Here is a 19,372-nt window from a genome sequence, read left to right on the forward strand (position 1 = left end):
CGCATTCCCACCCTCTCGTCTGATAATCGACCCGATCGCATCGCGCAGGGAGTGACGGCGCTTGATTGCCGGGCAACAGTCGCTAGGCTTTTTGCGCTCCCCTCCAGAACGAGATCCGATCAATCATGCGCAAAGCAGAACACGGCGTCCATGTCGCATCGCGCGTGAAGACCTGGTCCATGGCGGGTCTCCTTTTGGGACTTGCCTTTTTTCTCATCAGCGGGGCGACAGCCTATCTCAATATCCAGGCACTGCGCGAAAGCGACCAGTCCATCCGGCACACGCACAGCGTCCTCAGCGCGCTCGACAAGCTGCGCTCCACGCTGCAGGACGCTGAAACGGGGCAGCGCGGCTATCTGCTCACGGGCGCCCAGACCTATCTTGAGCCTTACAGGAGCGCCGTTGCAGAACTGCCTCGCCGCCTCGACGGCATCGCCAGGCTCACCGGCGGCAATCCGGTGCAACAAGCCAGTCTCGAGGGGCTGCGGCGCCATATCGAGGCCAAACTGGCCGAACTGGACGAGAGCATAGCGGCCAGCCGCGCGGGCGACATGGCTGCCGCCCTTGCAACGGTCAGGAGCGACCGTGGCAAGATCGAGATGGATGCCATCCGCGCCCGGCTCGATACGATGGCAGGCGAGGAGATGCGGCTGCGGCAGGTGCGGATCGGGGAAATGGCGAGTGCCTCGAGAACGGCCGTCACCAGCAGCCTCATATCGGCGCTCCTGGGCGCGGGCCTCACCATCGCCGTCTTCATCCTCGTGCGCCGCAACAGCCGCGCCCGCGTCCGGGAAGAATGGTTGCAGGCGGGACAGCTCGGCCTGGCCGACGCGATGCAGGGGGACCAGACGGTCGAAGCGCTGGGGACGACGATCCTTGCCTATCTGTCCCGATATCTCGGTTTCGAGGGCGGCGCGCTCTTCAAGGGCGAGGGCGGCACCTTTCTGCGCGTGGCGACGCTTGGCGTGCCTCCCGACGCCGACATGCCCGCGGCCTTTGGCCTGGGGGAAGGATTGCTCGGACAGGTCGCCGCCGACGGTGACCCCATTGTCCTGCACGACCTGTCCGATCGCTATCTCACCATCGGTTCAGCCTTCGGTCGTGACCAGCCGCGACATCTGGTCATCGTGCCGGGCAAGGTGGACGGCAAGGTCAACGCGGTCATGGAACTGGGCTTTTTCGATCCGGTCGACGAGCGCATCCTCGACTTTCTCGATCAGGCATCGGGAAGCATGGGCATGGCCCTGCGCTCGGCGCGCTTCCGGACGAGACTGCAGGATGCGCTGGAAGAGACGCAGCGCCAGGCCGGCGAACTGCAGGCCCAGAGCGAAGAGCTTCGCGTATCCAATGAGGAACTGGAGGAACAGGGCCGCGCCCTTAAGGAAACGCAGGTGCGCCTCGAGCAGCAACAGGTCGAACTCGAGCAGACGAACAGCGAGCTTGAACAGCAGACGCAGGCGCTGGAGAGCCAGCGCGATCAGCTCGAACGATCGGCAGCGTCCCTGGCGCTCAAGGCCCGTGAACTTGAACAGGCAAGCCAATACAAGTCCGACTTCCTTGCAAACATGTCGCATGAGCTGCGCACGCCGCTCAATTCATTGCTGATCCTCTCCAAGCTCCTGGGCGACAATCCCGATGGCAGCCTCTCGGCCGAACAGGTCAGATATGCCCGGACAATCGAATCCTCTGGCAACGATCTGCTCACCCTCATCAACGATATCCTCGATCTGTCCAAGATCGAGGCGGGGCATGTGCAGATCCAGCCCGAGACGGTGTCCATACAGAGGCTCGCCGGCGATATCCGCCAACAGTTCACCCCCATCGCCGAGGATCGCGGCCTCTCGTTCGAGATTGTCCTGGCACAAGGAGCGCCAGGCGCGCTCGAGACCGACCGGCTGCGGATCGAACAGGTGCTGAGGAACCTTCTCTCCAATGCCTTCAAGTTCACCGAGCGTGGCGGCGTTCGCCTCGCCATCGCGCCGGCGGCGGACGGCCGGATCGCCTTTGCGGTCGAGGACAGCGGCATCGGCATTTCGCCCGACCAGCAACAGAGCATCTTCGAGGCGTTCCAGCAGGCCGACGGCACCATCAACCGCAGATATGGCGGCACTGGCCTTGGCCTTTCGATCTCGCGCGAACTCGCCCGGCTGCTGGGAGGCGCGATCGACCTTGAGAGCGAGCCTGGCAAGGGCAGCACGTTCACGCTGACGGTTCCGCTCGTATACGATCCTGCGGGCGTTACCGCGCGAAGCTTCGAGGAGACAGCCACGGCAAGGCCTGTCTCCCCCTCCCCCGCCCCGCCCCAGGGTCAGACGCAGTCCTCAGCAGCCCAGGCCGTCCCCGCTCCGCACTGGACGATCGAGGACGATCGCGGTTCGATCGCCGCCGACCGCAAGCTGCTGCTCGTCATCGAGGATGACAAGGCCTTCGCCTCCATCGTCCGCGACCTGTCCCGGGAAATGGGGTTCCAGTGCATCATCGCGACGACGGCCGGGGAAGCGGTGGACCTGGCAGGCACGTTCCGGCCCAGTGCCATTGTCCTTGACCTCGGGCTGCCTGACCAGTCGGGGCTGACGGTGCTCGACCGCCTCAAGCATGACGACGAGACCCGGCACATTCCGATCCATGTCATCTCCGCGGCCGATCAAAGCCAGACCGCCCTTTCGCTGGGCGCCGTGGGCTATCATGTCAAGCCGATCAGGCGTGAGGAGCTCGCGCAGGTTCTCGCCGGTCTCCAGGCCAAGCTCTCCACCCGCATGCGGCGCGTACTGATCGTCGAGGATGATCCCGTGCAGCGTGAAGCGGTCGGCAAGCTGCTGTTGTCGGACGACGTTGAAACCGTCGCCGTCGGCACGGCGGCCGAATGCCTCGAGCAGCTTCGCCGCGAAAGCTTCGACTGCATGGTGCTTGACCTGACGCTGCCCGACACTTCGGGTTACACCTTGCTCGAGACGCTGAGCCAGGATGAGGACCGGGCATTCCCGCCTGTCATCGTCTATACCGGCCACGATCTTTCGCCCGACGACGAGCAGAGGCTTCGGCGCTACTCCAGTTCGATCATCATCAAGGGCGCCAAATCGCCCGAACGCCTTCTCGACGAGGTGTCGCTGTTTCTCCATCAGGTGGTGGCCGAGCTTCCGCCTGAACAGCGCCGGATGATCCAGAAGGCGCGGCATCGCGATGCCATGCTCGAGGGACGCCGCATCCTTCTTGTCGAGGACGATATCCGCAATGTCTATTCGCTCAGCAGCGTCCTCGAGCCGCGCGGCGCGCTGATCGAGATCGCCCGCAACGGCCAGGAGGCGATCAACGCGCTGGAAGCGGCCTCGGCCGAGCCCGGGCGGGCCATCGACCTGGTGCTCATGGACGTCATGATGCCCGTCATGGACGGATTGGCCGCGACGCGGCTGATCAGGGCGGACGCGCGATGGACGAAGCTGCCGATCGTCATGCTGACGGCCAAGGCGATGCCGGACGACCAGCAGCACTGCCTGGAGGCGGGCGCCAACGATTACATGGCAAAGCCCATCGATGTCGACAAATTGCTCTCGCTCGTTCGTGTATGGATGCCCCGGTGACGGGCCGGGACGCCATCGAGGATATCGAGATCCAGCTGCTGCTCGAAGCTGTGTACAAGCGTTACCATTATGATTTCAGGTACTATGCGCGCGCCTCGGTCAAGCGGCGTCTCCTCCAGGCGCGGCAGCAGCTTGGATTTGCCAGCATCTCAGGCATGCAGGAGAGCATCCTGCACGATCCCGCCATGCTGCCGCGGCTGTTGAACTACCTTACCGTGCAGGTAAGCGAGATGTTCCGGGATCCCTCCTATTTCCGGGCGCTTCGCGAGCAGGTCCTGCCGCACCTGCGCACCTATCCCTCTCTCAAGGTCTGGGTCGCGGGCTGCAGCAACGGCGAGGAACTCTATTCGCTCGCGATCCTGTTCCGTGAAGAGGGGCTTGACCAGCGCACGATCTTTTATGCGACCGACATCAATCCCGAGGCCCTCAAGGTGGCGCAGGCAGGCGTCTATCCGCTCGACCAGATCCGCAATTTCACGCAGAACCATCAAAAATCAGGCGCCCGCTCCTCGCTTTCGGATTATTATCGCGCCGATTACGGGCGTGCGGCGTTCGATGCCGGGTTGCGCGAGCGGGTCGTCTTTTCCGATCACAGCCTCGTCACCGACGCCGTCTTTGCGGAGATGCATCTCATCTCCTGCCGCAACGTCCTCATTTATTTCGACCGCGATCTGCAGGATCGGGCGATAGGCCTGTTCAGGGAATCGCTCGCCCGCAAAGGATTTCTGGGCCTGGGCTCCAAGGAGAGCCTGCGTTTCTCGCGCCATGCCGATGCCTTTACCGATTTCATCCGCGAGGAGAAAATCTACCGGAGGAACGAGACATGAGGGAGGAGCCAAGCGCAGTGGCGATAGGGGCCTCGGCGGGCGCGGTGGAGGCCCTGCTCCAGATCCTTCCCGCCCTTCCGGCAGGCTATCGCCTGCCCGTCCTGGTCGTCGTTCATGTGCCCCGGGATCGCGGAAACTCGCTGGTTTCCCTTTTCCAGACGCGATGCCGCCTCAGGGTCAAGGAGGCTGAGGACAAGGAAGAGACGTGTCCGCCGTCAGCACCAATGGCACAGATTTGAGGTTGTGATTTAAGGAGTGTTGGGGCTTCGTCGTAGTGACGAAGGAACGAAGATGAAGCCCCAACACTCCTTGAAAAAATCGTCTGCCAAGGCCCCTGCTGAGCGGGTGGTGAAGGACATCCGGCGGCAGACCCGGCGGCACTTCTCGGCCGAAGACAAGATCCGCATCGTGCTCGATGGGCTGCGCGGCGAAGACAGCATTGCCGAACTATGCCGCAAGGAAGGCATTGCACAGAGCCTGTATTACACCTGGTCGAAGGAGTTTATGGAAGCGGGCAAGCGGCGCCTGGCGGGTGACACGGCTCGTGCCGCGACCAGCGGCGAGGTGCAGGACCTGCGCCGCGAAGCCCGTGCCCTGAAGGAATGCGTGGCCGACCTGACGCTCGAAAACCGTCTGCTCAAAAAAAGCATGATCGCGGATGGGGGCGACGACGAATGAGGTATCCCGCATCCGAGAAGCTCGAGATCATCCGGATCGTCGAGCAGTCGCATCTGCCGGCGAAGCTCACTCTCGACAAGCTGGGGATCGCACGCCGGACGTTCTACCGCTGGTACGACCGGTTCCTTGCAGGCGGACCGGAGGCGTTGGAAGATCGGTCATCGGCACCGAGCCGCGTGTGGAACCGGATCCCGCCTGACATCCATGATCAGATCATCGAACTGGCGCTGGAGCAGTCCGAGCTGAGCCCACGGGAGCTGGCGGTGCGCTTTACCGACGAAAGGCGTTACTTCGTGTCGGAAGCCACGGTTTACCGCCTTCTGAAGGCCCATGACCTGATCACCAGCCCGGCCTATGTGGTGATCAAGGCCGCCGATCAGTTCCACACCAAGACCACGCGGGTGAACGAGATGTGGCAGACCGACTTCACCTACTTCAAGATTATCGGGTGGGGCTGGATGTACCTGTCGACCGTGCTCGACGACTTCTCACGCTACATCATCGCCTGGAAGCTGTGCACCAACATGCGCGCCGAGGACGTGACCGACACGCTGGACATGGCACTGGCCGCATCGGGCTGCGACAGCGCCACGGTGCTGCACAAGCCAAGGCTGCTGTCGGACAATGGCCCCAGCTACATCGCGGGCGAACTGGCGGAATACATCGAGGCCCGGAAGATGAGCCATGTTCGCGGTGCCCCGCTGCACCCGCAAACCCAGGGCAAGATCGAACGCTGGCACCAGACCCTCAAAAACCGCATCCTGCTGGAGAACTACTTCCTGCCCGGCGACCTCGAAACCCAGATCGAGGCATTCGTCGAGCACTACAACAACCAGCGTTACCACGAGAGCCTGAACAACGTGACGCCCGCCGACGCCTACTTCGGCAGGGCACCAGCCATCATCAAACAGCGTGAAAGGATCAAGCGACAGACCATCGAACATCGGCGCTTGCAACACCGCAAACTCGCCGCCTAACATCAACCCCCAGACGAAGCCCGCACTCCGCTAATCTACGCCGCGAGTTGTGCCAAATGTTCTGACGACGGACACGGCGCTGCGAACGCGCGCCAAGCCAGTAGCAGCGATCAAGATCGAGCGTTTCGGGCCGGCCGGTAAAGAAAAGGACCGTCGTGCCATGCTCCCTCAACATCCCTAGCGTCGCGCGCAACGGTCCGGCGGGCATCATGTCATAGAGTTGCGACAGCAACAGCACCTTGGGCCGCCCGAGCAACGCGTTGGCCAGCTTCAGCTGCATCACCTCGACGATCGAGAAGGGCGAGCCTGAACTGGCCAGTCGCGTGTCCAGCCCGTCGGGCAGGCTCGCGATGCGCGCGGCAAGACCGACCATGTCGAGCGTACGCATGATCATGGCGCCGTCAGCATTGCGACCTGCCGCCAGATTGAGATATTCGCGGATGGTGATGTCCACGATCGTGGGCCGGTTCAGCACCATCACGGCGGATCGCAGTAAATACATGTCGAAGCTGCCCAATTCGCTGCCCCCGATCGACAGCAATCCCCTGTCAGGGCTCGCATGACGCTTGAGCAGAAGCGCGACCTGGCTCTCGATCCCGGGCTCCGCCACGATGACGGCTTGCTCGCCGCTGCCGACTTCGAAATCGAAGCGGGATCCTGCGAGGTCAACATTGCGAAAACGCACCGATCCATCTGGCGGCGCCTGACCGCTCAGACCTTTGGGTTCCTGCGGGATGGCGAAAATCTGCGACAGTTCCTCTGCGCTCGCCACCAGATCGTAAAAGGTGTCGAGATACCAGCCCAGCTGATAGATGCCGTAGAAGACGCCGGACATGATGAGCTCGGCCGCCACGAGCTGGCCGATCGAAAGCTGGCCCGCGAGGATGAGGTTCCCGCCGAGCGCCAGCAGCGCCGCCGCAGCGAGCGCATAGACCAGGAAATAGCCCAGCGCCTGCGCAAAGCTGTAGCGAAAATAGTGCCGGTGCGCCTGGATGTAATGGGCTGTCACTGCCTCTGACCGGTCCATCGCGAAATCGAGATGGCGCGCGGATTTATAGAAGCCGTTGGACGCGCCGACACTTTCCAGCCAGTGCGCGGCTTCATGCTTGGCGTGCGACACGCCAACAGCGCCGGTGATCGCGCCATGCCGCCATACCAGCCAGATGAGCAGGCATGTCGCCACCAGGATGATGTTGAACGCCAGGAAGAAGGGATGGTAGAAACTGGTCACTATCAGGCCGACAGCACCCTGCAGGATGATTGTGAAGGCGCCGATCACGAGGCTCGGCACCGCCTTTTGGACGACCACCATGTCGAAATAGCGATTGAACAGGCTGCCGCGACTGTCGTCCGCAAAAAATGGATTTTGCGCGTGTACCGCACGCACGGTGACCTCCGCCACGACACGGGAGAAGATGCGCCGTTCGAACATGGCCAGCAGGTAAATGCGCAACGCGCTCAAGCCTGCGACCAGCAGCAACAGGGCCAGCAGAACGCCGGAAAGGATCCAAAGTGGCGCAATCAGCGCAGTGCGCGCCACCGAGTTGATCAGCAGCTGCACCGAAATCGGCATCGCTAGCGACAGCAGCGTGATCGCCAATGTGTAGACGAGGCCTACATTCACATAGCCCTTGTCGGGTCCCACGATTTGAGAGAGCCATGCGGCAGCCTGCCGCAGACCCGGACGCTCCCCAGCCAATATGAACCTCATCGACCTGCTTTTCGCCGCATTTAAGCCGCCGACCCGGTAACGCAAGGCCCCACGCTGCGCTGCAACATAAACTCACAAACTCGCAACGTGGGCGGGTCGCTGTCATTTTCAACGGTGTCGCAGCCGCTGACCCCGCGACCCTGTCTCCTGGCACAGACTTGCTCTTTTGCGTCTGGTACCAGCATCTTCGCGCCCGTTCGGAGCGCAAAATGGTCCAGTTCGCGCCGTTGCCGTCATCGACTGGTCAGTATCGGGCCCGCAGCCAGGGAATGGAGATGAGCGGCCGTTCCGGGCTCAGTCCAGGATTGACGCAACGCGCAATTGCTGCGTTATCTAAACAGGCAAATGGGGGGGTGTATCGCGAGCAATTGCGCGATACATAATGAAAATGGCATCAGCGCAGCAACTCATAGGTCTCGTAAAGAGCCACGCGGAGGGGGATTCCGATCGCTTCTTCGATCTCGCCATGCAGCTCTCTGCTGCCGAGGAGCAGAAGGGGCATAAACGGCTCGCCGAAACCCTGCGTCAATGGGCCAATGCCGGCCAGACACCGCCGCAACCGGCCTCGCGAACGCCCAACCTCACACCGATCGCTGCGCCTCGCGGCGATCTCGCGCAATTCCTGTTCGCCTCCTATCCAAGCGAGCGGTTGAACAGCGTCATCCTGCCGCCTCTGATCGAGGAGGAACTATCGCACATCGTCATAGAAACGCGGATGCGCGAGAAGCTCGAGGAAAAGGGCCTCAAGCCGAGGCGGCGCATTCTCCTGTCCGGGCCTCCGGGCACGGGCAAGACCATGAGCGCCCATGGCCTCGCCGGCGAGCTTCAATTCCCGCTCTTCTCGGTGATGCTGCACGGCCTCATCACGAAGTTCATGGGTGAAACGGCCCAGAAGCTGAAGCTCGTGTTCGACGCGATCAAAACGACGCGTGGCGTGTATCTGTTCGACGAGATCGACGCCCTTGCAGCAGCGAGAGGCGACGGAAACGATGTCGGCGAAGCCCGCCGCGTTCTGAACTCATTCCTACAGTTTCTCGACGAGGACACGGGCCCCTCGATCGTGATCGCTACCACAAATCTCGCCGAGATCCTTGATCGCGCGGTGCTGCGTCGGTTCGATCTCGTTCTCTCCTACGAGCTGCCCGATGCGACCGCGATCCGCGAGGCTCTCGAACGGCGTCTGACCGGCTTCTCCTATGCTCGCCTGTCGTGGAAGAGGGTCACCGACTGTGCCATCGGTCTGTCGACAGCTGACGTCATAGCCGCGGCCGAAGACGCCGCCCGCCGGGCAGTACTTGGCGATCGGAACACGATAACAACGCTTGATCTGGTAAACTCGCTGGAGCGCCGTCGCTCGCTACAGGGACTGGGAAGAGGCGCGAATGCCACGGAATCTACGGCACTTTCTTCTGAAGGATCTCGGACAGGCGCATCCGTTTCGAGCAAAAGGCGGGGGCGGGGGCAAATCGCCAAGTGACGTCCTCAATCGGTCGGGCCACGCCCAGGCTCTGCTTCAAGCCATTGATCTCCTCCCCCCGGTAGCGACCGACGGCCTCCCCGGCGTCTATCTTGAGGTCAAAGGACGACCGAACGAGCCGCTGGCAAAGGATAGTCTGGGATCGAGCGGCATTGCCCTGCTGCGTAGCGATGCCGAGGTCAGCGAAGCGGGTACGATCGAGACAGCGACCGTTTTCGCCACGGCAAAGGGCGTCGAGAAGCTCCGCAAGAAGATCGAACAGTTCGAAACGGAAGATACGCCCGACAGGGAAAAGGACGGTCGGCTCATCCCTGGTCGGCCCAAGAACGCCAATCTCGTCCAGAGCCTGGCCGCCATCACCGAAGCTGGCTTGCGGGCGCTCTGGCGCGGTCCGCAGGACAAGTTCCCCGCAGATAATGGCGAGACGCACTGGGAAATCTGGCTGGAGCCCGAAGAAGTGGACGCTTTCACTGCCCAGGCCGCTGCCTATCAGGTGCAGATCGAAACCGATCGACTGTATTTCCCGGAAGATGTGGTCGTAATAGGGCAGGCAACGCGGGATCATATCGCCCTCGCCGTGCGACGACTTGGCGGCGTTCGCGCTCTTGCAGCGCCTGCGGCCACCGCCGACTTCTTCGACGCAATGGATGTGCAGGAGCAGGTTGCCTGGGTTGAGGACCTTTCCCAGCGAACGACCTATACCGGCGGGGCGAACGGTGGCTATGTCACCCTCCTCGACACGGGCATCAGCCGCGCCCATCCGCTTCTCGCTCCTGTGCTGCTCGCGCCGGATCGGCATGCCGCTGAGCCTGCATGGGGGCTGGAGGACGTCAGGGGCCATGGAACCCAGCTCGCCGGCCTCGCGCTCTTCGGCGATCTGACCTTCACCCTGCAATCAACGATGCCGGTTACGGTCTCGCATCGGCTGGAATCGGTGAAACTGGTTCCGGATGCAGGGGGGAACCCGCATCACCTGCTGGGCGTTATGACCCGCCGCGCGATCGACACTGTCGAGCACACTATTCGCAGGCGGACCTTCACCATGGCCGCCACAACTGACGAGGACACTCCCCACGACGGTGCGCCGACGTCATGGTCCACCGAAGTCGACCAGCTTGCCGCCGGCGTATCGGGCCAGCGCACAAACCCACGATTGATCCTGGTGTCTGCCGGTAACACTGACAATTTCAAGTTCACCGCGGATCCATATCTCGGCACCTGCGACCATCCCGACAATGAGCTGGAATCACCGGCGCAGGCGTGGAATGCGATCAGTGTTGGGGCCTACACCGAAAAGACGATGCTTCCGGCGACCGACGGCCTCACCTTCGTTGCGCCTTTTGGCGACCTCTCGCCCAGCTCCCGAACAGCATCGTGGTCATCGACATGGCCACTCAAGCCCGACATTGTCCTTGAAGGCGGCAACTGGGCTGCCGGCACAGTGCCTCCACCCATGCGGCATAGCGATCTGTCGCTGCTCACGGTCCATCATGCCTATCCCCAACGCTCGTTCAGCCTCACCTATGACACGAGCGCTGCAACGGCCATCGCGGCCAAACAGATCACCGAGTTGTGGTCAGACTATCCACTGCTCTGGCCCGAAACCATCCGGGCGCTCTATGTGGCATCCGCCCGCTGGACGCCGCAGATGCGCTCGCACCTTCCCGCGCAACCAAACAAGGGCAGCTATGCGCGCCTGTTCCAGCGCTATGGCTACGGGGTGCCCGATCTCGACAGAGCCCATCGTAGCGCATCGAACGCCCTGTCGCTGATCGTTCAGGACGTCATCATTCCTTACGGTCTATCGGAGAAAACAGGTGGAGGCGTCCATAAGGAGATGCGGCTCTTCACGCTGCCATGGCCGGTCGAGGAGTTGCGCAAGCTCGGCAATGCGGAGGTGACGCTCAGGGTCGCGCTCAGCTCCTTCATTGCCCCCAATCCCGCCGAAGCATCCCGTGGCTCGCGCTATCGCTACGCATCCCACAACCTCCGGTTCAAGCTCAACCGCGCCGGCGAGAATGCCCAGCAGTTCATGGCCCGCATCAGCAAGGCCGCCGAGCCGGCCGGGCCTCAGGTCGATGAAGACGATCTGTGGGACTTTGGAAGCAGCAGACGCGACGTAGGCTCCCTCCATATCGACCAGTTGACGTGCAAAGCCTCGGATCTTGCCCGCCGCAATCTCCTGGCCATTCATCCAGTCGCCGGATGGTGGCAACACACTGCGATGTTGAAGGACGGAGAACCGCAGGTTCGTTTCGCTCTTGTCGTCGAAATCGATACGCAAGGGGTCGAAGCAGATCTCTATGCCGAGGTACAGACGACCATCACCGCTCTAAATGCCGCTCAGGCCATCATCATCTAAGCCGGAGCCCGTGTATTGTGCGATATGTAAAGGAGTGGCGGCAATTTAGGTTGCCTGTTCAGTAATCGGCGAAATGGCTCGACTATAACGAAGCTTGGCGGAGGCAAAGAACCCACCGCATCCGTTCCTGCCCAAACAGCCTGAGCATTCGGGCATGTAGTCCTGCTTCCAGTCGCTGATTGAGCGGCGAGCGAAGCGTCGGATCGACGGCGCGAGAACGCACGTCTGACTGTTGTAAATCGATGTTTTAAGCCCGGCTCGATCAAGGATGCCTACGGCTTCTACCAATTCTGCCTGATAGTCGATGGGGTCGATCCAAATTTGGTCCAAGTTCGCGCGAGCAAAGCCTGTAAGTTCAAGGCCCATGAGAGCAACATGATCAATGAAGAGGAGGTTTCGCGCCAAGAATCGAGCCAGTGGGACTAAGCGGGCTATGGTCTGTTGTTGGAGGACAACGCGCACTTCAACACGAACACCATGGGCTTTGAGCGCGAGAATGCCTCGAATGGTTTCGTCGAACGCACCATTGGCCTGTACAACGTGATCGTGGACATGCGCCAAGTCAGCATAGACTGGAATGCCCATCATGAGGTCATGATGTCGGATGGCGCCGAGGTCGCGCGCGAGCGTTCCATTAGCAAAGGTGCGACCGTTCGATAGAATATGAAGAGCGGTCGTTGGGAGATGGGAACCGGCTGCCCGCACGAGTTCGATGAACCTGTCACCCAGCAGTGTCGGTTCACCGCCAGTGAAACCGATTTCGGTTGCCTGGCGATCCATGAGCGGCAACGCCTCCAGGATTTCGTCTACGATCCAGCCGTCTTCCACGGTTCGCGGCGGCTGGGAGCACATGAGGCAATAGTTGTTGCACCGTTCGGTAAGCAGGAAGTGGTTGTAAGGGACCGCCTTGCGGAAGAGCGTTCGGAGGCCGCCGCGCGATGGCTCCAGCCTGACGACATCGCCATCGGCGAGATGGTCAAACTCGGCAGGTAGCACGGCTGCAGGAACTCCCGGAGGCACGAGCGTCATGGCTTCGGTTGCCTTGAGCAGATACCAGCCAAAGCCGTCGGGCATGTCCCCGCCCTCGTGGACGAACCCCTCGGCCGCGCGCAGAGGGGCGGGCCGGGTGCGATTGGTAGTCAGGCGTAGCAGAGGTGATCCGCTCTCCATTGCGGCCGGATTGAACTCAACAGAACGTCCGCGCAGCGTGATCATACAATATTGGCCCAGCGTTCGAACATGCGCTTGATGTCCGGATTCGCTTCCATACGTAGTATCAGCCCCCTGAAGACCGCCATGTTGCGGGTGCAGAAGGACGAAAGCGGCTTCTTGCCGACGAAGTCGCCTTGCGTCGCATGGTGGAAGACGGGCTCTGCGCCGCACCATGGCTCGAAAGCGCACCATGAGCAGCCCGGCACACTGCCGGCAAAGGACTGCTCCAACGGATTTAGAAGCGCGTCACCGAGCATGATGTCGGCGAAGTCATTTTCATGCACGTTGCCGAGCGCAAAGGTTGTGTCGCCCATCTCCGCGAGCATCCGGCTCTCGTCTGATGCGTAGACGGTGCCGTCATAGTTGTAGACGATCGCGCCGATCCCGATTCCCGCAGGACTCATGAGATCGACATAGCTGGTCTGTAACGGTGTCAGCATCTTCTTCAAAACCATCGCGGCATAATGCTCGATGAACTCGTGGCCATCGAGGTTCAGATCGATGATGTAGTCCAGCCCCTCGAAATAGAAGTCGAGCCATTTTTTCTGGTCGTATGCGGCGTAGGTCTTCGTCTTAATGGCGAAGCCATAAGGGGACAGTGGACGGAGAAAGATGCCGCCGAAATCGAGCCTCACATATTCGTCGATAATTTCGCGCACGCGAGAAAGACTTGCGGCTGTCGTTGTCATCAGCGCGCCGACATTGTAGTGACCAAGAGCGGTGCGCGCGCGCCTGATTCCGTCGATCGCCTTCTCATGCGAATCTTTGCCGGGCCGTGGACGGTTCCGGTTGTGGAGATCCGCTGGGCCATCGAGCGAAGTCGACATAAGGATGCCGTGTTCGCGGGCAAATGCCAGCATCTCTTCATCGAGTATAGCCAGATTTGTCGCGATGACGAACGCCAGATTGCGCTGCGCCGTTTCGTTGCGTCGGAGAGCTTCCGCAACGATGAAACGTATCATCGCCATGTTCAGAAGCGATTCGCCACCCTGAAATTCGATTTTGATCGTGGGGGAAGGTGATCTGAAGACGAGGTCGAGCGCGCGCATCGCCGTTTCCTCGGTCATATCGAACTCGCGCTTGTCGTCGTTGGCGCGGGAGACTTGGCAGTATGGGCAACTATGCTCGCACCGAAGGGTCGTCACGAAGATGTGAAGTCCGGTGAAGTTCGCCAATGGGGCGAGCTTCGTCCTGACTTTGAGAGCCAGGAGGTCGACGGCGACATCTGTATCGGCGTCAATCAGGAAGTGCTTCGCCTTGAGGTCGCTATAAAGATCATAGTCCACCGTCAGGCGACCCGAAGCGAAGTCGGAAACCTCTTCACGCGACATAGCGATATATTCGCCGGCCATGTTAGTCGCGACGCAACGCTCATTATCGAGGGCTGTAAAACGCCAGGGCATCATTGTGTAGCCAGCGTCACCGGACTCGTCGAACGCAGCTACATCGCGGAACTTAGCCATCCTGAAGCCCGGTGCGGGAGAAGGCGAGACCCAGGATGGTATCCCGATAAGCCTCGGTGCGCTGTTCGATCGAAATGCGAAGATCCTGATCGACTACTTCCCGCCGAAAGTCGCGCTCTGCCGTCTCCATCGGCGATGCTTTGGTAGCGGGCGTCAATGTGCAAACAATATCGTCGTCCGAAAGGGTGACGGACACGTCGTATAGCGCCATGAGGGAATAGGAGGCCCGCTTCACAGCCTCTACGGAAAAGACGGCCCGGGACAGCTGCACTGTCCGAGCCTCGCCGGTGAGCGAGTTCATCGATAGGGTCGCCGCGAGCGCGCCTTCTTAATATGCGCTGGAAGAATGCGAGCTGTGGCTCGAATGGGAGCTATGGCTGGAATGCGAGCTATGGCTGCCATGGATGGCGAGCTGAACTGGAGCGTCAGCTTTCGAAAGAACCAGATCCGGCGCGGCCCCCGTCTGTTCGGCAACCTTGGTGATTGAGGTGGCGACCTCAGGATGCACGACCGCCTGCGCTTGAGCGGTAGCCAACAGAGTAGCAACGGAAGCAGCAAAGGGCTTCAGAAATTTACGACGGTCCATTGTGTCCCCCTGATAATCAACCGAATATGCCACCGCGATCGTTACGCGGTCAATGGGCATTCTTGGTAACGTCTAGATTAACTTGGGCTTGCCCGAGGGGAAATAACTTCGCGCCGAAATCCCGCCATTCCGTTTGAAACAATTTGCGGCCCACAGCGCGTACAGCCGCCTGCGGTGGCAGCGGGGACGCTCTTTGATTCGAAATGACTCCATCTGGGGCTCTTATCGACTTTGTCGATGCGAATGGCGGGAGACCTGCGAGGCCTGCAAATCAACAGGCGCTCCGTCATTAAGAACGCTCAGAAGTTTGAAAGCCTGTCGGTTGAATGGAAATATCAACTGAAGTTCGACCGAATATTCGGCTTCCATCGCAGTACGCTAGGGGTCCTTTTTCTGGGCAGCTGCTTGGACCGCTATGGACCAGCCAGGCTCAATGCCCAACAGCCAGATTGACGGGTTGTCCGGCGTGCGGGGATCGCCGCCCTCACAGGTGCTCAAAAACGACGCTTCGACTTCGACGAGCCTGCCAAATGCGCGGGCGGGCGGGAAGAATTCTGCCACTTCATTGCCTTTCTGTCGATGGCACCGGCAAGATGGAGAATCCATCCGCCGGCCGCAATTTTGTGGCCGGAGAGACGGTGCAGGCTTGAGAGCGTGCTCAGCGCCTTCAGTTAACGACGGTCAAGAACCGCAGGGACGGGGAATGCGCTCCCCCACCGCTGAACAGGTCGGCGCGCGTCATGGTCGCGGGAATCGACCACGCGCTCGGGAAGGCGCTCATGATTACCGCGCATGTCGTGACCAGACATGGTCATCAAATGCTGGGAAATCATCGGCAGATCAGTTGCCAAACCTCTTGAATGCTGGCCCGTTCCTCGTTATCGCGAATAATTCGCATTATAGAGGCAAGCCGCTTTCCGATGACCCGAGACACCATCCGCGTCTGGTATCTTGTCCACAGGTGGACCAGCCTGATCTGCACGCTGTTCCTGCTGATGCTGTGCGCCACCGGGCTTCCTCTGATCTTTCACGATGAGATCGATCTGCTGTCGGGTGAGCCTGACAGGGTAGCGACCGCCGGGGCACCCTCCTCGAGCGATGCGGCAGGATTGAAACCGCTCGACACGATGCTGGCGAAGGTGCTGGCGAATGAACCCGGCCAGGTCCCGGTCTTCATGGCGTTCGACAATGAAACGCCGTTGATGACCATCACAACCGCTCCGCGTCCCGACAGCAGGGCGGCGGACATGACGATCCATGTCCTCAATCGCGCGACAGGCGAAATGACCGGTCGGGAAAGCGAGGAAGGTGCGATGCATTTTCTGCTGCAGCTCCACACCGACATGTTTCTGGGCCTCCCGGGGATGCTGTTCCTGGGACTGATGGGCTTCCTGTTCTTCCTCTCGCTGGTTTCGGGCGCGGTTCTCTATGCGCCCTTCATGCGCAAGCTGAAATTTGGCACGCTGCGGGTTAGCCGCAGCGAAAGGCTGCGGCAGATGGACTATCACAATCTGCTAGGCATCGTCGCACTTGCCTGGATGAGCGTCGTCGGGCTGACCGGCGTGATCAACGCAGCCGCCACGCCCCTGCGCCAGATGTGGCAGATGGGCGAGCTGGCCGAAATGACCCGCACTTATGCCGGCCAGCCGCCGCTGCCGCCATCGCGCTACGGTTCGATCGACAAGGCGATGGCGGCTGTGCGTCAGGAGCGGCCGGGCAATAGCCCGCAATTCATCGGGTTTCCCGGTGGCGCATTCAGCAGCAAGCATCACTATGCCATTTTCCTGCAGGGCACGACCAAGCTGACCGAGCATGTGCTGACCCCGGCGCTCGTCGATGCGGAGCGGGGCGTACTCACCGACATACGCCAGATGCCCTGGTACATGGTCGCATTGTCCTATTCGCAGCCGCTCCATTTCGGTGACTATGGCGGGCTCCCATTGAAAATCCTGTGGGCGGCTCTCGACCTCTTCACGCTTCATGTGCTGTGGACCGGCCTCCTTTTGTGGCAGGGCAAGCGGCGCGCAGGCACTGACGCTCATGTCCGCGAGGTGGAGACCGGTGGAATGCCGGTGCCCGCCGAATGACCGGCAGACGCGAAAATCGAGTGCGTTCGGCAGGTGCCGTGTTTGCCGCACCTCTGGTCATCGGCGTGCTGAGCCTGTTCGGGCTGGTGGCGGCGCTGGCGGGCGAGGGCCCTGCCGACTGGCTGTCCTGGGCAGCGCTGGCATTGCCCGTGCTGGCGGTCGCCTGGGCGATGCAGAGGCGCCGAAGCTGATTTCAATAATCCTTTTTCGATCCTATTTCCAACCGGGGGACTATCCTGTGACATCCCATTTCACACGCCTGATGATGGGCGCTTCGCTTGCCGCCTTCGCCGTGCCCGCCTTTGCCCAGGACGATAGCATCATCGTCACCGCGCAGAAGCTGAACCAGACCGCCGTGCTGCGTGGCGGCAGCGTCGGGATATTCGGCGAGAAAGCGGCGCAAGACACGCCCTTCAACATCAAGACCTATAATGAGGCGCTGATCCTCAACCAGCAGCCGCAGACGCTCGGCCAGGTGCTGGAAAACGATCCGTCGGTTCGCACGACCCTGGGTTTCGGCATTGCCGGCGAACTGTTTGTCATTCGCGGTTTTGCGCTCAGCGGCGACGATGTCGGCTTTGGTGGCCTCTATGGCATCGCGCCGCGCCAACTGGTCGCGCCTGAACTTGCCCAGTCTGTTCAGGTGCTGAACGGCGCCAGCGCCTTCATCAACGGCGCGGCGCCGGGCGGCAGCGGGGTCGGCGGCAGCGTCAACCTGATGCCCAAGCGCGCAGGGGAGCGCGACCTCAATCGCCTGACCGTCAATTACACAGGGCCCGGGCATGTTGGCGGCGCGTTCGACGTCAGCCGCCGGTTCGGCGCGAACGGCGAATGGGGCGTGCGGATCAACGGCACGGCGCGCCGGGGCGATGTGGCGATCGACGACGAATTCCGCAGCTCCTATGTGCTGGGCGGCGCGTTCGATTATAAGAGCGGCCCGCTGCGCCTTGCCCTCGACATCGTCTATCAGCGCGTGAAGGTAGCGCATCAGCGCCCCAAGCTTGTCATCGGCAATGTCATTCCCGCCGTTCCCGGCGCCACGACCAATTATGGTCAGCCCTGGCAGAACACCACCCTGCGCGACATTTTCGGTCAGTTTCGCGCGGAATATGACATCGCCGACAACGCCATGATCTATGCGGCGTTCGGCGCGCGCGACGGATCAGAGCGCGGCTTCTACCAGACGATCCGGCTGACCGACGCCGTGACGGGCGCGGCGACGGCGCAGGGATCCTATATCCCCCGCACCGACAATAACGAAGCGGCGACGGCAGGCCTGCGCGCCAGGCTGGCCTCGGACCTGTGGACTCACGAGATCAATTTCGGAGGCTCGATCAACTGGCTGGTCAACCGCAACGCGTTCCAATTTTACGCGGCGTCGCCGGTCACGACCAATATCTTTGATCCGGTCACTGTCCCGCGTCCCGATGTCGGCACTTTTGTCGGCGGCGACATCAATGATCCCTTTCCCATCACCCGCCAGAAGCTGGGCAGCCTGTTTGCATCCGACACCATCGGGTTTTGGAACGACCGCGTGCTGATTACCGCTGGCCTCCGCCTGCAGAGGATCAAAAGCAAATCCTATGCCGCAAGCGCAACAGGCGCGATCCCCGCCGGAGGTCTGACAGGGCAGTATGACGAAGATGCCGTGACGCCCGTCTTGGGCCTGGTCATCAAGCCGGCGCAGGGCGTGTCGCTTTACGCCAACCGGATCGAAGGGCTGGTTCCCGGCGCGACCGCTGCGGCCACCGCCGATGGCGGCGGCGGCACCCTGCCCGTCAGCAACGGCGGCGAGGTGCTAGCGCCCTTTGTCTCCACCCAATATGAATTCGGCGGCAAGCTGTCGCTGGGCAAGGTGAACGCCAGCCTGGCGCTTTTCCAGATCGACCGGGACATCGCGATATACACGCTTGATGCTACGCGCCCAGGTTTTCTGGTCTATGGACCGTTCGGCGTACAGCGCCATCGCGGCATCGAACTCAGCATCGACGCGGAGCCGGTGGACGGGCTGCGCATCATCGCCGGCGGTTCGGTGATCGATGCCAAGCTGCGCCGCACCCAGGGCGGGGTCAACGAGGGGAACAAGCCGACCGGCGTTCCCGAATATATGCTCAACGCCAATGTCGAATGGGATGTGCCCTTCGTGCCCGCGCTCACCCTGACGGGCAGGGTGGTCAACACCGGCAAGCAGGCCGCGAACCTCACCAACACGCTGTCCCTGCCCAACTGGACGCGGTTCGACCTTGGCGTGCGCTATGTGACGCTGATGGGCGGCAGCCCGCTCACCCTGCGTGCTGGTGTCGATAATGTCGCCAACAAGCGTTACTGGGCGTCGGCCTTCGACAGCTTTCGCCCGGACCTGCTGCAGGGCGCGCCGCGCACCTTCAAGGCATCTGCCTCGATCGACTTTTGAT

At 61.5% G+C, this 19,372-nt stretch carries 14 protein-coding genes; 9 read left to right on the top strand and 5 right to left on the bottom strand.

Annotated elements, in window-relative coordinates; genetic code table 11:
- Nucleotides 1-125: 125 nt before the first annotated feature.
- From K426_RS26360 to K426_RS26380, 4 genes are all read left to right on the top strand, one after another.
- A complete protein-coding gene (locus K426_RS26360; RefSeq protein WP_082749211.1) occupies nucleotides 126-3,578 on the top strand; it encodes a response regulator in 3,453 nt (1,150 codons plus the stop codon).
- Complete coding sequence (locus tag K426_RS26365) at nucleotides 3,563-4,405, top strand: CheR family methyltransferase (RefSeq protein WP_021243608.1); 843 nt, start codon at nucleotides 3,563-3,565, stop codon at nucleotides 4,403-4,405. Before K426_RS26360 ends, K426_RS26365 begins: the two co-directional genes overlap by 16 nt.
- On the top strand, nucleotides 4,402-4,644 hold the full coding sequence (locus tag K426_RS26370) for a chemotaxis protein CheB (protein ID WP_066564195.1): 243 nt from the start codon (nucleotides 4,402-4,404) through the stop codon (nucleotides 4,642-4,644). Before K426_RS26365 ends, K426_RS26370 begins: the two co-directional genes overlap by 4 nt.
- Before the next feature lie 52 nt (nucleotides 4,645-4,696).
- Nucleotides 4,697-6,060 (top strand): IS3 family transposase gene (locus K426_RS26380; RefSeq protein ID WP_145907759.1). Its coding sequence is split into 2 segments (ribosomal slippage): nucleotides 4,697-5,045 and nucleotides 5,045-6,060, totalling 1,365 coding nucleotides; the frame shifts between segments, so codons are not numbered across the junction.
- Here the strand turns inward: K426_RS26380 and K426_RS26385 are convergent.
- Entirely contained in the window at nucleotides 6,005-7,759 is a 1,755-nt protein-coding gene (locus K426_RS26385; RefSeq protein ID WP_237230214.1) for an ABC transporter ATP-binding protein, read from the bottom strand. The two genes, K426_RS26380 and K426_RS26385, sit on opposite strands and share 56 nt — an antisense overlap.
- A gap of 394 nt (nucleotides 7,760-8,153) precedes the next feature.
- Between K426_RS26385 and K426_RS26390 the strand changes: the two genes are divergently transcribed.
- Together K426_RS26390 and K426_RS26395 are read left to right on the top strand one after the other, a co-directional pair.
- Nucleotides 8,154-9,248, top strand: a complete 1,095-nt coding sequence (locus tag K426_RS26390) for an AAA family ATPase (RefSeq protein ID WP_335339813.1) — start codon at nucleotides 8,154-8,156, stop codon at nucleotides 9,246-9,248.
- Nucleotides 9,154-11,610: a S8 family peptidase gene (locus K426_RS26395; RefSeq protein WP_082749212.1), complete on the top strand. Its 2,457-nt coding sequence runs from the start codon at nucleotides 9,154-9,156 to the stop codon at nucleotides 11,608-11,610. The genes K426_RS26390 and K426_RS26395 overlap by 95 nt, the downstream gene beginning before the upstream one ends.
- Before the next feature lie 45 nt (nucleotides 11,611-11,655).
- Here the strand turns inward: K426_RS26395 and hxsC are convergent, their stop codons facing one another.
- The 4 genes from hxsC to K426_RS26415 are packed head-to-tail and all read right to left on the bottom strand — an operon-like array spanning nucleotide 11,656 to nucleotide 14,871.
- Complete coding sequence (gene hxsC, locus K426_RS26400; protein WP_046766089.1) at nucleotides 11,656-12,825, bottom strand: His-Xaa-Ser system radical SAM maturase HxsC; 1,170 nt, start codon at nucleotides 12,823-12,825, stop codon at nucleotides 11,656-11,658.
- Nucleotides 12,822-14,285, bottom strand: coding sequence for a His-Xaa-Ser system radical SAM maturase HxsB (hxsB, locus tag K426_RS26405; protein WP_046766088.1), 1,464 nt, complete (start codon nucleotides 14,283-14,285; stop codon nucleotides 12,822-12,824). The genes hxsC and hxsB overlap by 4 nt, the downstream gene beginning before the upstream one ends.
- Nucleotides 14,278-14,586: a hypothetical protein gene (locus K426_RS26410; protein ID WP_021243633.1), complete on the bottom strand. Its 309-nt coding sequence runs from the start codon at nucleotides 14,584-14,586 to the stop codon at nucleotides 14,278-14,280. The genes hxsB and K426_RS26410 overlap by 8 nt, the downstream gene beginning before the upstream one ends.
- A gap of 27 nt (nucleotides 14,587-14,613) precedes the next feature.
- A complete protein-coding gene (locus tag K426_RS26415) occupies nucleotides 14,614-14,871 on the bottom strand; it encodes a hypothetical protein (RefSeq protein WP_145907791.1) in 258 nt (85 codons plus the stop codon).
- Nucleotides 14,872-15,791: 920 nt separating this feature from the next.
- On the opposite strand from K426_RS26415, the gene K426_RS26425 reads away from it, so the two are divergent.
- The 3 genes from K426_RS26425 to K426_RS26435 are packed head-to-tail and all read left to right on the top strand — an operon-like array spanning nucleotide 15,792 to nucleotide 19,371.
- Nucleotides 15,792-16,958, top strand: coding sequence for a PepSY-associated TM helix domain-containing protein (locus tag K426_RS26425; RefSeq protein ID WP_066564199.1), 1,167 nt, complete (start codon nucleotides 15,792-15,794; stop codon nucleotides 16,956-16,958).
- Between the two features lie 38 nt (nucleotides 16,959-16,996).
- Nucleotides 16,997-17,149: a hypothetical protein gene (locus tag K426_RS26430; RefSeq protein ID WP_236614711.1), complete on the top strand. Its 153-nt coding sequence runs from the start codon at nucleotides 16,997-16,999 to the stop codon at nucleotides 17,147-17,149.
- A gap of 47 nt (nucleotides 17,150-17,196) precedes the next feature.
- Nucleotides 17,197-19,371, top strand: a complete 2,175-nt coding sequence (locus K426_RS26435) for a TonB-dependent receptor (protein ID WP_082749213.1) — start codon at nucleotides 17,197-17,199, stop codon at nucleotides 19,369-19,371.
- Nucleotide 19,372 lies beyond the last annotated feature (1 nt).

The sequence above is a fragment of the Sphingobium sp. TKS genome, assembly GCF_001563265.1.
In the GTDB taxonomy this organism is placed as follows: domain Bacteria; phylum Pseudomonadota; class Alphaproteobacteria; order Sphingomonadales; family Sphingomonadaceae; genus Sphingobium.